The 12,189-nt window shown below is 67.7% G+C and carries 12 protein-coding genes; 2 read left to right on the forward strand and 10 right to left on the reverse strand.

Going from position 1 to position 12,189, the window contains the following annotated elements:
• Positions 1-7: 7 nt before the first annotated feature.
• The gene (locus AC6H42_RS07075; RefSeq protein WP_057155003.1) at positions 8-709 is read left to right on the forward strand and encodes a hypothetical protein; all 702 of its coding nucleotides are present in this window, start codon (positions 8-10) and stop codon (positions 707-709) included.
• 52 nt (positions 710-761) lie between these two features.
• Here AC6H42_RS07075 and AC6H42_RS07080 read toward each other — a convergent pair whose 3' ends face one another.
• The 8 genes from AC6H42_RS07080 to AC6H42_RS07115 all read right to left on the reverse strand — a co-directional run bounded on the left by AC6H42_RS07080 (position 762) and on the right by AC6H42_RS07115 (position 8,977).
• Positions 762-2,300, reverse strand: a complete 1,539-nt coding sequence (locus AC6H42_RS07080; protein WP_057155004.1) for a cryptochrome/photolyase family protein — start codon at positions 2,298-2,300, stop codon at positions 762-764.
• 87 nt (positions 2,301-2,387) lie between these two features.
• Entirely contained in the window at positions 2,388-2,657 is a 270-nt protein-coding gene (locus tag AC6H42_RS07085; protein ID WP_057155005.1) for a hypothetical protein, read from the reverse strand.
• A complete protein-coding gene (locus tag AC6H42_RS07090; RefSeq protein WP_497547718.1) occupies positions 2,654-3,565 on the reverse strand; it encodes a hypothetical protein in 912 nt (303 codons plus the stop codon). Before AC6H42_RS07090 ends, AC6H42_RS07085 begins: the two co-directional genes overlap by 4 nt.
• Positions 3,562-4,923, reverse strand: a complete 1,362-nt coding sequence (locus tag AC6H42_RS07095) for a hypothetical protein (protein ID WP_057155007.1) — start codon at positions 4,921-4,923, stop codon at positions 3,562-3,564. Before AC6H42_RS07095 ends, AC6H42_RS07090 begins: the two co-directional genes overlap by 4 nt.
• On the reverse strand, positions 4,920-5,750 hold the full coding sequence (locus AC6H42_RS07100; RefSeq protein ID WP_497547719.1) for an ABC transporter ATP-binding protein: 831 nt from the start codon (positions 5,748-5,750) through the stop codon (positions 4,920-4,922). The genes AC6H42_RS07095 and AC6H42_RS07100 overlap by 4 nt, the downstream gene beginning before the upstream one ends.
• Positions 5,743-6,138: a GntR family transcriptional regulator gene (locus AC6H42_RS07105; RefSeq protein WP_057155009.1), complete on the reverse strand. Its 396-nt coding sequence runs from the start codon at positions 6,136-6,138 to the stop codon at positions 5,743-5,745. The genes AC6H42_RS07100 and AC6H42_RS07105 overlap by 8 nt, the downstream gene beginning before the upstream one ends.
• An 89-nt stretch (positions 6,139-6,227) precedes the next feature.
• Entirely contained in the window at positions 6,228-6,626 is a 399-nt protein-coding gene (locus tag AC6H42_RS07110) for a DUF6404 family protein (protein ID WP_497547720.1), read from the reverse strand.
• Between the two features lie 110 nt (positions 6,627-6,736).
• Positions 6,737-8,977, reverse strand: coding sequence for a molybdopterin-dependent oxidoreductase (locus AC6H42_RS07115; RefSeq protein WP_057155011.1), 2,241 nt, complete (start codon positions 8,975-8,977; stop codon positions 6,737-6,739).
• 111 nt (positions 8,978-9,088) lie between these two features.
• On the opposite strand from AC6H42_RS07115, the gene AC6H42_RS07120 reads away from it, so the two are divergent.
• Entirely contained in the window at positions 9,089-9,391 is a 303-nt protein-coding gene (locus AC6H42_RS07120) for a hypothetical protein (protein ID WP_057155012.1), read from the forward strand.
• Positions 9,392-9,496: 105 nt separating this feature from the next.
• Here the strand turns inward: AC6H42_RS07120 and AC6H42_RS07125 are convergent, their stop codons facing one another.
• Both AC6H42_RS07125 and AC6H42_RS07130 read right to left on the reverse strand, forming a co-directional pair.
• Entirely contained in the window at positions 9,497-11,596 is a 2,100-nt protein-coding gene (locus tag AC6H42_RS07125) for a tetratricopeptide repeat-containing diguanylate cyclase (protein ID WP_057155013.1), read from the reverse strand.
• A gap of 104 nt (positions 11,597-11,700) precedes the next feature.
• Positions 11,701-12,189: methyl-accepting chemotaxis protein (locus AC6H42_RS07130; RefSeq protein WP_497547721.1), on the reverse strand; the 489-nt coding region annotated here is incomplete at its 5' end.

The raw sequence follows: 12,189 nt of genomic DNA on the forward strand, positions 1-12,189 counted from the left end.
AGGCCTCATGAAACGCACACTCGGCTTCACCCTCATCGCCGCGCTGCTGGCCGGCTGCGCCGCGCCGGAGAACGGCGGACGCTACGGCCAGCGCAATGACGGCGGCGCCGGCAACACCGGGGGCAGCGCCGCGCAAAATGCCGCCACTGGCGCGGCCATCGGCGCGGTGGCTGGCTGCGCGCTTGCCGCGCTGGCCGGCAAGAAATGCGCGCAAGGCGCCGCCATCGGTGCGGCCATGGGCGCCGCCATCGGCTGGACCAGCTACTCGGAAAAGGTGGCCAGCGCGCAGACCGTCAACAACGAAGCGCGGCGCGAAGGGCTGGCCGTGCCCACCAACGAAATCCGCCTCAAGCAGTACGACGTGTTTTCCAGCGCCAGCGTGGCGCGCGCCGGCGGCGATCCGGTGCAGGTGGTTGGCAACATCAAGCTGTACGGCCAGTCGCAGCGCGTACCGGAAGTGGTGCAGAGCATGACGCTGCTGAAAGCCAACGGCGAGAGGGCGTCCGACAAGCCGCAGATCGCGCGCGTGGAGCGCATCGATGGCGCCGGCCACTACCGGGCGGTGGGTGTCTACAAGATCCCGCGCGGCATGGAGCAGGGCCAGTACACCGTGCAGAGCGTGCTGCTGCTGGACGGCCGCGAGGTGGCACGCCGCACCGCCATGTTCCAGGTGGCGCAGTCCGCCGCCCCGGCGCTCGCGCAACGCTGACGCAAGCGGAACCGCGACCGCAGCCGCAGCCGCAGCCGCATCAGCCCCGGCGCTACAGTTCGTCCAGCCGTCCGCGCAGCGCATCGGCCCGCGTGCGCAGCGCCTGCACGTCGGACGGCGCCATCTTGCGCAGCTGCGGATACACCATGCCGATGCGTGGATTGCCGGCCAGTTTGGCCTCGTTGCCCGCAAAAAAATCCCAGTACAGGGCATTGAACGGGCAGGCCGACTCGCCCGTCCTGTCCTTCCGGTCATAGCGGCAGCCCTTGCAATAATCGCTCATGCGGTCGATATAAGCGGCGCTGGACACGTAGGGCTTGGTGGCCAGCATGCCGCCGTCGGCGAACTGGCTCATGCCCAGCGTGTTGGGCAATTCCACCCACTCGAACGCGTCGATGTACACGCCCAGGTACCATTCATGCACCTGCTGCGGATCCAGCCCGGCCAGCAGCGCGAAGTTACCGATCACCATCAGCCGATGGATGTGGTGCGCGTGCGCATGCTGCAACGAGTCGCCGATGGCGCTTGCCAGGCAGCGCATGCCGGTCTGTCCGGTCCAGAACCACTGCGGCAGCGGCAGCGCGTGCCCGAACACATTCTGCTGCCCATAGGCGGGCATCTGGCTCCAGTAAACGCCGCGCACGTACTCGCGCCAGCCCAGCACCTGCCGGATATATCCCTCGGCCGAGGCCAGCGGCACGCGGCCCTTGCGCCATGCCTGTTCCACTGCTGCCACCACTTCGCGCGGGTTCAGCATCTTCGTGTTGAGCGCGAACGACAGCAGCGAATGGAACAGCCGTGAAGCGCGGCTGCTCATCGCGTCCTGGAACTCGCCGAAATGCGGCAGCGCGTGTTCGATGAAGCCATCCAGCTGCTGCAAGGCTTCCTGCCGGTTCTGCGGCCACCTGAACTGCGCGGCGTGCGGCTCGCCGAAGCTGCGCGCGCCGCACGCTTCGATTTCTTGCCACAGCGCCGAATGGTTGTGGCAAGGACGGGTATCCTCCGGCTCCGCCGGCGTGCCGGGCCAGGACTTTCGGTTGTCGTGGTCGTAGTTCCACTTGCCGCCCTCGGGCTTGCCTGCCGCGTCCATCAGCACGCCGTGTTTGACGCGCATGGTGCGGTAGAAGTGCTCCATCAGCCATTGCTTGCGGCCTTCGAACAGCTCGGCGGCCTCGTCGTGGCGGGTATAGAAGTGTTCGCTATCGGCCATGCGGCTGGGGATGGGCAGATTGCGCGCGTAGCGTGCCAGCTGCTCGTCAAGCCGCCACTCGTCCGGCATCTGGTATTCGAATTCGCTGGCGCCGAATTGCTCGATGGCGTCGTCGAGGTTGGCGGGCAGCGATTGGCGGTTGCGGGCGTCGCCGATCTTCAGGTAGTGCACGCGGTGGCCCTGCGCACGCAACTGGCGCGCCAGCTCACGCATGCCGGCGAAGATGGCGATGATCTTCTGCGCGTGGTGCAGCACATAGTCGGTTTCCTGGCGCACCTCCATCATCACGTAGAGGACGTCGTCGTGCCGGTGCCGGAACCAGCTGTGTTCCGGGTTGAGCTGGTCGCCCAGGATCAGGCGCAGGGTGGTGGTCTGGTGCATACCCGGACTCTAGGCCACCCGGTCCGCCGCGTCCAGCGGCCGCCTGCAGTGCGGCGGTTCAAACGCGGGTCGGCATGCCGGGCTGCGTCAGCGCAGCCTCAGATAGGAGCGCAGTCTGCGGGTGGTCCAAAGGCGCCGTGCGGCGAGCAGCAGCAACGCGCTGGCCGTCGCGATGGCGAGCAGGTAGCTGAAGTCGGCCTTGACACTGCCAATCGGCGTGGTGCGGATATCGGCCCAGCCAACCCAAACGTAGGCGGCCAGCCAGACCGCCACGGCGCCCCATCCGGCGTAAGGCTGCGGCAGTCCCTTCAGGACGACCGCGGCGGCGATCACCAGAGGCAGCTCGGCAAGGATCATCGCATGGCGCCAGACGGGCTGCGCCAATGCAGGTCGCGTACGGCCAGCAGGTGGTAGGCGTGATACACCAGGGCCGCCATGCCCAGCAGGTGATTGGCGGTCAGCGCGCCGCCGGGACCGGTGCTCGACATCAAATCGATGAAGAAGACGCAGAGGGCGCTGGCCGCCAGGCTGTGCCAGTCCAGTTTGCGGTCGTCCACCACCGACACGCCGCGTTTCAGCAGCGCGTAGCGCCGCATTCTTGCCAGCCAGCCGAGCAGCAGCGAATGCTCCCCGTTGCGGGCGCCGGCACACAGTGCGGGCGGACCGCGCCAGCGCAGCAACAGAGCCGCGGTCAGGGCAGGCCAGCACAACAGGGCCAGCGCCAGCAAGGCGCCTGGCTGCGCGGCGAACGCCGTGTTCAGCATGGCCGGGCCGCCCAGCACCAGCGGCAGGATCACGGCAAAGGCGGCAGCGGGGTGGATCGCGTTGCGCATGCGCGGCATTAGTTCCGATTGCGCCAGTGAATACACGGTGCCCAGGCAGGCAGCAAGCGATCCCAGCGCGCCGGCGCTGAGCCAGTACGGCTTGGGAGCCGGGCGCAGCGCGACCTGCACCATCAGCGTTAGCGCCAGCACCAGCCAGGTGAGCGATGTGTCGCGCAGGCAGTTGCGCAAGAAGGGCGTCCAGGCGGCAGCTGGCGCACGCATGTTTTCCAGCGTCTTGCGGGACTGGATCAGCTTGTTGGCGCTTGCGGCGGCATGCAGGAACATGCCGGCGCTGGCGAAGCTGGCCAGCAGCAGGCTGCCGGTGCGGCGTCCCTGCTGGTCGGTGCGCGTGGCGATGAAGATGAATAGCAGGCTCAGGGCAACGAAGCCTGCCAGGCCGAGCAGCTGTGCGTTGGTTTTTTTGATGGCGAACGACGTCAAGCGAATACTCCTTGGGGATGCATGTTGCGCAGCAGTTTTTCGGGCGTCCAGCGGCGGTTGGCGAGCCAGGTGCAGGCTGCCGTGCCTGCGGCCAGGAACAGCACGTAGCCGGGACCGATGGTCCAGCGCAGCGTGTCGTAACCCGCGTACAGGGCGCCCAGCCCTGCCGCTGCTGCAGTGCCGATCAGCACGGCCAGCGCAAGGGGACGCAGCGTGCGGACCAGTACTGCCGCGCTGGTCAAGAACACCAGCTCCAGCGGCAGGATGGCGACCTGCAGCACGCTGGCCAGCGCGTGCGCCGGCGCGGCGCCAAAGCCGATCCTGGCTGCCAGGTAGGCAATGGTGATCAGCAGCATGGCGGCAACCTGGAACGTCAGCGTGGACAGCAGGATGTGGGTGCCGATGCGCTTGCGCTGCAAGCCGCCGGGCAGCAGCAGCCCGCGCCAGTGCAGGTCGCGCACGGCCAGCTTACCGGTGGTTATCATGCAGATGAAGAACAGGCCGATGGCGCGCAGCGGCGTGGCAGGGCTGTTCCAGTGTACCGTGAGCATTTGCAGCAGCACGATGTAGAACAGGATTTCGCCATTCATCACCATTGCCGCTTTGCGCAGCGGCCCGGGGGCTTGCGGCATATCGCCCGCCTCTGCCTGCGGCCGCCATTGCAGCACGGTGTAGCGCCGCATGAACGCGGCGGCGCGGTTGATGCGCCTGGGCGCAGGCGCCACCGTGCCGTAGGCCGGCACCTGGCCAGCGTGACGCCGCCAGCAGGCCCAGGCCAGCGCCGGCCACGCCAGGCTGAACGCCAGCAGCAGCGCGGCCGGCAGTGCTGCGAACCAGGCCAGGGCGGCGCCGGGACCTTTCAGCGCCAGCGCCAGAATCACGGCGAGCGCTGCCGGTCTTGCGGCCCGTCGCCAGATGGGCCGCACCAGGCCAGCGCCCGCCGCGGCGCGCAGCGCCGCAAAGCACAGCAGCAAGGACAGCAGCGCCGGACCGGCCAGCCAGAAGGTGCTGGAGGCGGGCATGGCCAGCTGTATGGCGGTGCCGGCGCTGACCGCCGCCCAGTAGCGTGTGATGGTGGCCAGCCAGGCACCCAGCCAGGCGCGCCACAGCGCATCGGGAACGCGCAGCGCGCCGAGCACGCGCAGCGCGTCGTGCAATCCCTGGGCGTGGTAATGGACCACCAGCGTCAGGAACACGCCGCCGGCCCCGAGCATGATCTTGATGGCGGTGTCGGCGCCCTGGCCCGGGCTGCCCGTTACCGTCAGCAGGCTCACCCAATACACGCCCAGGCAAGCCAGCATGACCTTGGCGGCCATCGCGGTCAGGGCCGGCACCACGGCGAGGGGAGCGGTTTTCACGTGTTCAGTTCCATGAACAATTCATCGAGCGCGAGCGCGCGGCCGGCGCCGGCCAGGTGCGGCGCGCGGCGGCTGTCGACCAGCAGCTGGCCGCTGGCGCGGCTGCGCCACAGCACCGCGCCGGCGGGCGCGTCGCAGCCAGGCGGCGCCAGGCGGTAGTGCTCCAGCATCGCGTCCCAGCTGTCGTAAGCCTGCAGGCGGCCTTCGCGGATGAAGGCCACGTGCGACACCACGCGTTCCAGGTCGCTCAGGATGTGGCTGGAGATGAGGATGGTGCGCTCGCGCGCGGGTTCGGCGCTGTTGAAAATGGCGCGCATGAACTCGCGCCGCGTGAGCGGGTCCAGGCTGGCCACCGGTTCGTCGAACAGCAGCACGTCCGGATCGTGCGCCAGGGCCAGCACCACGGACAACTTTTGCTGGTCGCCGCCGGACAGTTTGCTCACGTTGCAGGACAGCGGCAGCTCCAGCCTCAGCGCCAGCGCCAGGCAGCGCTCCTCGTTCCAGCGCGGGTAGGCGCGGCCTATGGTCTGCAGGTGTTCCAGCACCGTCATCCAGCCGAACAGGTCGGGCGACTGCGCCACGTAGCCGAGCCGTTCGCGCACCGCGTCGCTCAGGTCCAGCGAAGGGCAGCCCAGCAGCTCGCTGCTGCCCGTATCCGGCGACACCAGGCCGGCCAGGCATTGCAGCAGCGTGGACTTGCCGGCGCCGTTGCGGCCTACCAGGCCGACCACGGCGCCGGCGGGAATGTCCAGGGAGATATCGTGCAGCACGTCGCATTGTTTGCGGCGCAGCGTGAGGCCGGTGGCGCGGATGGCGGAATCAGTCATGGTTTTCCTTTGCGGATGGATCGTTGAGGCACTGTGCAAAAAGTTTGAGCGCGTCGGCCGGTGCAATGCCGAGCTGGCGCACCATCTGCGCGGCCGCCTGCAGCGCGGGCTGCAGCATGGCCGCCTTGTCCTGCGGCGTGGAGGCGGGCTGCGCGTCGGCCACCACCATGCCCAGGCCGCGCCTGCGCGCCAGCAGGCCTTCAGCCTCCAGCAGGCTGTAGGCCTTGCTGACGGTCATGGGATTGATGGCGTGGTGCTGCGCCACGGCGCGCACCGACGGCAGCTCCTCGCCCGGCGTCAGCTGCCCGCTGGCCACCAGGCGGCGCACCTGTTCCACGATCTGCCGGTAGATCGGGATGGGAGAGGTGGGGGCGATGTCGAAGTTCATGCGAATTAGTGTATCACTACATTAATACACGTAGCAAATATAACTAACCGCCGGCGGCGCCGTGCCGGCGGTTCGCGGCCGGGGGGGGATCAGTGCGTCAGCGGCGCGTATTCTATGGCGGGCGGCGCCGGCTCTGGCGTGGCGTCCAGCGCCTCCCACGACGGCAGCGCCAGCACGTGCTTGCCGTAGGCGTAGTAGCAGGCCATGATCAGCCCGTAGGCCAGGCCGGCCAGTGCGGCGACGCCGGCGGCGCGCAGCGGTGCATGGTCGCCGTGCCATAGCGTGAGCCACATGAAGCTGCCCCAGATGGCGGCGAACAGCGTGCCACTGAACAGCGTGTTGTACAGGAAGCCGCAGAAGTGCGGCGGCCGCGCGTTCACGCCCATGCGCCACAGCAGGCGCAGCGCGGGCGGCTGGAAATTGCCGGGCTTGACGAAAGAGCGCCGCAAGAGCGCCAAGGCTGCCGCCCGTTTTTCAAGTTCCTTCATGATGGCCGCGCGAAGTGAGTGAGGTTGTTAAACAGTTTAGCAAGTTTGTTTCCGCCAAAACTATTCAAATATCACACTTTCAACGCGTGCTTGAAAGTCACTGGCGCCGCTTACGCCGGCGCCATCACGATGGGCACGCCGGACAGCACCGCGTTGCCTGACAGCGGGTCGCGCAGGTTTTCGTCCAGCAGCAGGTTCAGGTTGACGCCGGGCCGCTCGGCCGCCACGCCCATTTGGGTGCCGGGCAAGTCGTGCCCCCAGCCGTGCGGCAGGCTGACCACGCCCGGCATCATCTCGGCGCTCACTTCCACCTGCACGGCGATCTGGCGCGCGCCGTTGCGGATGGTGGCCTGGCCGCCGTCGCTCAGCTTGAGGCGGGCCGCGTCGTCCGGATGCACCAGTGCCGTGCAGCGGAAGCCGCCCTTGGCCAGCACCGGCAGGTTGTGCATCCAGCTGTTGTTCGAGCGCAGCTGGCGGCGGCCGATGATGACCAGGTCGGCCGCCGGCGAGGCCAGGTCGGCGGCCACCCGCGCCAGGTCGTCCAGCAGCATCTGCGGTGCCAGCTCGATCTTGCCGGACGGCGTGCGCAGCGCCTCCGGGATGCGCTGCGTCATCGGGCCCAGGTCGATGCCGGACGGCGCGGCCTGGATCTTCGCCAGGCTCAGGCCGCCCGGTGCGCGGCCGAACTGGTCGCCGTAGGGGCCGCTGCGCAGGCCCAGGTCCAGCAGGCGTTGCACGCCGCGCTGCGGCGCCAGCAGGCCCAGCACCGTGTCGGCCAGCGGGCCGACGGATTTTTCCAGGTCTTCGCGCAGCAGCGCATCGTCCAGCGCATCGATGTCGGCATCCGCGCCCAGGCCTTTGACGATGGCCGCCAGGCGCAGCAGGGTTTCCGATTCGTCCGGCTGGCCGCCGCTGCGCGCCAGCACCGGCGGGCTGTAGCGCGCGTGGTTGCGGTGCGAGAACTGGGTGAAGGTCACGTCGTAGTGCGCGTCCTCCAGCGGCGAGACGCCGGGCAGGATCACGTCCGCGTGGCGCGAGGTTTCGTTCAGGTAGATGTCCATGCTCAGCATGAATTCCAGCTGCTCCAGCGCGGCCGCCAGGCGCGGGCCGTTGGGCGCGGACAGCACCGGGTTACCGGCGATGGCGATCAGCGCCTTGACCTGGCCGGGGCCGGGGGTGTCGATTTCCTCGGCCAGGCAGGTGATGGGCAGCTCGCCGGCCACCTCCGGCGCGCCGGACACCCGGCTGCGGTAGCGCCCGCTGGTGACGCCGCGCCCGCTGCCCGGCCTGCCGCGCGTGTTGGCGGCGAAGGCGGCCGCCTTCGGGAACATCATGCCGCCTTCCTCGTCCAGGTGGCCGGTAAGGATGTTGACCACGTCGATCAGCCACGAAGCCAGGGTGCCGTACTGCTGGGTGCAAGTGCCGATGCGGCCATACACCGCGGCGCGCTCGGTGGCCGCCAGCGTGCGCGCCAGTTCGCGCATGGTGGGCGCGCCGATGCCGCAGCGCGCGGCCACCGCTTCCGGCGCGTAGGCGGCCACGGCGGCCTGCAGCGCATCCAGGCCGGCCACATCGCCGGCCAGGCGGCCCAGCCTGACCAGGTTCTCGTTGAACAGCGCGTGCACCAGGCCCAGCAGGAAAAACACGTCGGCGCCGGGGCGGATGAAGTGGTGTTCGTCGGCCACGGCGGCCGTTTCGGTGCGGCGCGGGTCTACCACCACGATCTTGCCGCCGCGCGCGCGCAGCGCCTTGGCCTTGCCGCGGAAGTCCGGCACGGTCCACAGGCTGCCGTTCGACACCATGGGATTGGCGCCGAGGATGAGCAGAAACTGCGAGCGCTCGATGTCGGGCACAGGCACCGACAGCCAGGAGCCGTACATCAGGCCCACCGACAGCATCTTAGGCACCTGGTCCACGCTGGAAGCGGAATACATGTTGCGAGTGGACAACGCTTTCGCCAGTTTCGGGAAGTAAAGCATCAAGCTCATTTTGTGGGAAACCGGATTGCCCAGTACAGTGGCTACGGCATGGGCGCCGTCGCGTTCGATGATGGGCAGCAGGCGCCGTTCGATTTCGGCGTACGCGTCCTCCCAGCTGGCGGGCGTGAAGACGCCGTTGCGCTTGATGAGCGGGGTGCGCAGGCGGTCGCCGTCCTCGTGCAAGTCCTTCAGGCCGACCGCTTTGGGGCACAGGAAGCCGGCGCTGAAGACGTCGGCCTCGTCGCCCCGCACGCGCAGCACGCGGTCTTGCTGGAGTTCCACCTCGAGGCCGCAGGCAGCCTCGCAGAAGGGGCAGATGCGGCGGGCGATGCTGGTCGGTGGCGGGGCTGGCTGCGCGGCTGGCTGGTTCATGACGGCTTCCTTAGGAAAAGTGAACGCTCGTGCTATTGTCAGGATTTGTTACATTGATGTCAATCGTGTTTTACTTGCCCAGGTGTATGCTGGGTTCGTTAGGAGAACAACATGAAACCAAGAAATTTATTCTACGCCGCCTTGGCGGTGGCCATTGTGGTTGCCAGCCTGACGGGTTGCCAGAAGCCGGCAGAAGTGGGCCCCGCAGAGCAGGCTGGCCGCAAGATCGACGAGGTGACGCAAAAAGCCGGCGCCGAGCTGAGCCAGGCCGCGCGCGAAACCAACGAGCAGCTCAGCGAAGCGGCCAAGAAGACCAGCGAAAAGCTCAACGAAGCCACGGAAGAGGCCGGCCGCAAGATCGAAAAGGCCGGCGAAAAAATCCAGGAATCGGCGCGCGAAGCCCGCGACAAATAAGCGCGTCTGCCCCGAACTTGCTTTACCCCAAAATGGGGTCAGGGTTAATTAATCCACAGGGCAATTAGTTGCAAAAATAATTAACCCTGACCCCATTTTGCTGTGTTACAACTTGACGGCGGGCTTGAGGGGCACGACGTTGCTGTGCTCGCCCGGCGGCGGGGGGGCTTCGGGGGCGCCGCCCAGCACCACGCTGAGCTCGACAAAGCCGGCGCGCCAAGCGCGCTCCAGGTCTTGCTCGATGGCTTCCATCGAGGTCTGGTGGAAGCGCTCGAAGCCGCGCACGCCGTAGGCGCGGTTGCGGCCGTGGGCCTTGGCCAGGTACAGCGCCATGTCCACCAGGTTGACCGCGCGCTCCCACGGCAGCGCCGTGTCGGCCGGCACCAGCGGGAACGGCGCGAAGCCCACCGACACATTCACGCCGAAGCTGTGGTTCTGGTATTCGATCTGCTGCGACGAGATGCTGACCAGGATGCGCCGCGCAATCTCTTCCACGCCGCTGCGCGGTATCGCCGGCAGGAAGGCCAGGAATTCCTCGCCGCCCCAGCGCACGATCATGTCGGTCTCGCGCAGCGCCTCGCGCAAGGTGGCGGCGATCATCTTCAGCACCACGTCGCCGGCCGCATGGCCGTAGGTGTCGTTGACGTGCTTGAAATGGTCCACGTCCAGCAGGAACAGGGCGCCGACGATGTCTTCGCCGGCCGGGCCGCGTTTTTCGACATGGTTGTGGGTACGCATGAATTCCTGGAAGTGGCGCCGGTTGTAGAGCGAGGTCAGCGGGTCGAGCGAGCTTTGCGCCTTCAGTTCCAGGTTCTTTACTTCCAGCTGGGCGTTGGCGTGCCGCACCTTGCGGTACAGCAGGCCGACGATCACCGACGCCAGCGCGAACACCACCGCCAGCAGCCACCATACGCGCTGCTGCAGGCGCCGGTTGTCCAGCTCCGCACTCTTGACCTGGTTTTCCCGACTCAGCAGCTCGATCTGGCGCTGCTTCTTTTCGGTCTCGTACTTTTCCTGCATCTCGTAGACCGCCTTTTGCCGCTCCTGCTCGAACAGCGCTTCCGAGATGGCGCGCTCGCGGTGGTAAGCCGACACGGCGCCGCGCAGGTCGCCGGCGCGCTCCAGCGCCTGGCCGTATTCCTTCAGGATCACTTGCAGCTCGGGCTGGTCGCCGGTTTTTTCGTAGTACAGCAGGCCGGCGTCGAAGTGTTTCTTGCCTTCGGCCAGGTGGCCCAGCCCCAGGTGCGCCTGGCCCAGGTTGACCAGCGCGGTGGCGCGCGTGGCGGCGTCGCGCGTTTCGGCCGACGCCGCCAGCGCTTCGGTGGCGTAGCGCTGCGCGCGCGCGAAGTCGTGCTCCTTCAGGTAGCTGTCCGACAAATTGACCAGGGTGTTGGCGATCAGCGTCTTGGCGCCCATCTTGCGCGCCACTTCCAGCCCGGCCTGCAGCGCGGCCAGCGCGCGCTTGGGCTGGTGCGAATCGATCGCCAGGCCGTACTCGGTGCCCTTGGCGGTGGCCAGGCGGCCCGGCGAGTTGAGCTTTTCGGCCACCCGCACCGACTCGTCCAGCACTTGCCAGCCCTTGTCGTATTCCTTCATCTGCGTGTAGAGCAGGGCCAGCGCGTTGAGCGCCTGCGCCAGCGGCACCAGGTCGTCCAGCTGGCGGCCCCGGTCGACCGCGATCTGCAGCTTGCCCAGCGCGGCGGCGAAATTGCCCTGCTCGGCATAGGACTGGCCGGAGGTGATGGTGGCCTGCACCTGCAGCGCCAGGTCGGCGGTGCCGTTGGCCAGCTTTTCGGCCTCGAAGGCCAGCTGATGCGACGCCTTGCGTTCGGCCATCGACGACAGCGCATAGGCCTTGGTGAGCAGGCCCTTGGCCAGGATGGCCTGGTCGTTCTGCGCGCGGCCGTAGGCGATCAGTTCTTCCGACAGCAGCAGCGCCGTCTCGAGCTGGCCCAGCGAGCGCCAGGCGGAACTGAGCTGGGCCAGGAATTCGGCCTTGGTGGGGGCCGGCGCGGCGCGCGCGGCGGTTTCCATTTTCTGCAGCTGGACCAGGGCCTTGTCCGGCACGTAGCGCACCTGGTCGCGGATCTCGGCGATGCTGGCGTCCATGGATGGCTGGCCCCACGCCAGCGCGGGCGCAAGGACGCAACTGGCCAGCAGCAAGCGTATGCCGCGCGAAATCGACTTATCCCTAAAGCCAGCCAACGTAGTGTCCTTGTATGTGCACCGCAAGATGTCCGGACAATTATATTCTTGTTGCAGGCGGGAAATCAGCGCTTGCGGGGAGATTTTCTCCGAAATCGCACAGTTTATTGCCGTAATTGCAAAGCGCCCGGCGCCCCGCCGCGCAGATGGAACATGCTGACCGCGCGCGACAGCGCGTGCGCTTGTTGCTGCAGGCTTTCGGCGGCGGCGGCCGCCTGTTCCACCAGCGCCGCGTTTTGTTGCGTGATGGAATCCATCTCGCTGACCGCCTGGTTGACCTCGGCGATGCCGGTGCTTTGCTCCTGGCTGGCGCTGGTGATTTCGCCCATGATGGCGGCCACCTGGCGCACCGAACTGACGATCTGCTCCATGGTTTGGCCGGCCTCGTCCACCAGGCGGCTGCCCGCGTCGACCCTGTGCACCGAGTCGCCGATCAGCTCCTTGATTTCCTTGGCCGCCGCCGCCGAGCGCTGCGCCAGGTTGCGCACTTCGGAGGCCACCACCGCGAAGCCGCGCCCCTGCTCGCCGGCGCGGGCCGCTTCCACCGCCGCGTTCAGCGCCAGGATGTTGGTCTGGAAGGCAATGCCGTCGAT

The organism is Massilia sp. NBRC 108631, from assembly GCF_059704565.1.

Excerpts from the sequence above, each read along its gene's own strand:
- AC6H42_RS07120 (WP_057155012.1), top strand. The coding sequence starts at position 9,089 with ATGAAACCAAGAAATTTATTCTACGCCGCCTTGGCGGTGGCCATTGTG.
- AC6H42_RS07075 (WP_057155003.1), top strand. The coding sequence starts at position 8 with ATGAAACGCACACTCGGCTTCACCCTCATCGCCGCGCTGCTGGCCGGC.
- AC6H42_RS07085 (WP_057155005.1), bottom strand. The coding sequence starts at position 2,657 with ATGATCCTTGCCGAGCTGCCTCTGGTGATCGCCGCCGCGGTCGTCCTG.
- AC6H42_RS07100 (WP_497547719.1), bottom strand. The coding sequence starts at position 5,750 with ATGACTGATTCCGCCATCCGCGCCACCGGCCTCACGCTGCGCCGCAAA.
- AC6H42_RS07115 (WP_057155011.1), bottom strand. The coding sequence starts at position 8,977 with ATGAACCAGCCAGCCGCGCAGCCAGCCCCGCCACCGACCAGCATCGCC.
- AC6H42_RS07080 (WP_057155004.1), bottom strand. The coding sequence starts at position 2,300 with ATGCACCAGACCACCACCCTGCGCCTGATCCTGGGCGACCAGCTCAAC.
- AC6H42_RS07105 (WP_057155009.1), bottom strand. The coding sequence starts at position 6,138 with ATGAACTTCGACATCGCCCCCACCTCTCCCATCCCGATCTACCGGCAG.
- AC6H42_RS07110 (WP_497547720.1), bottom strand. The coding sequence starts at position 6,626 with ATGAAGGAACTTGAAAAACGGGCGGCAGCCTTGGCGCTCTTGCGGCGC.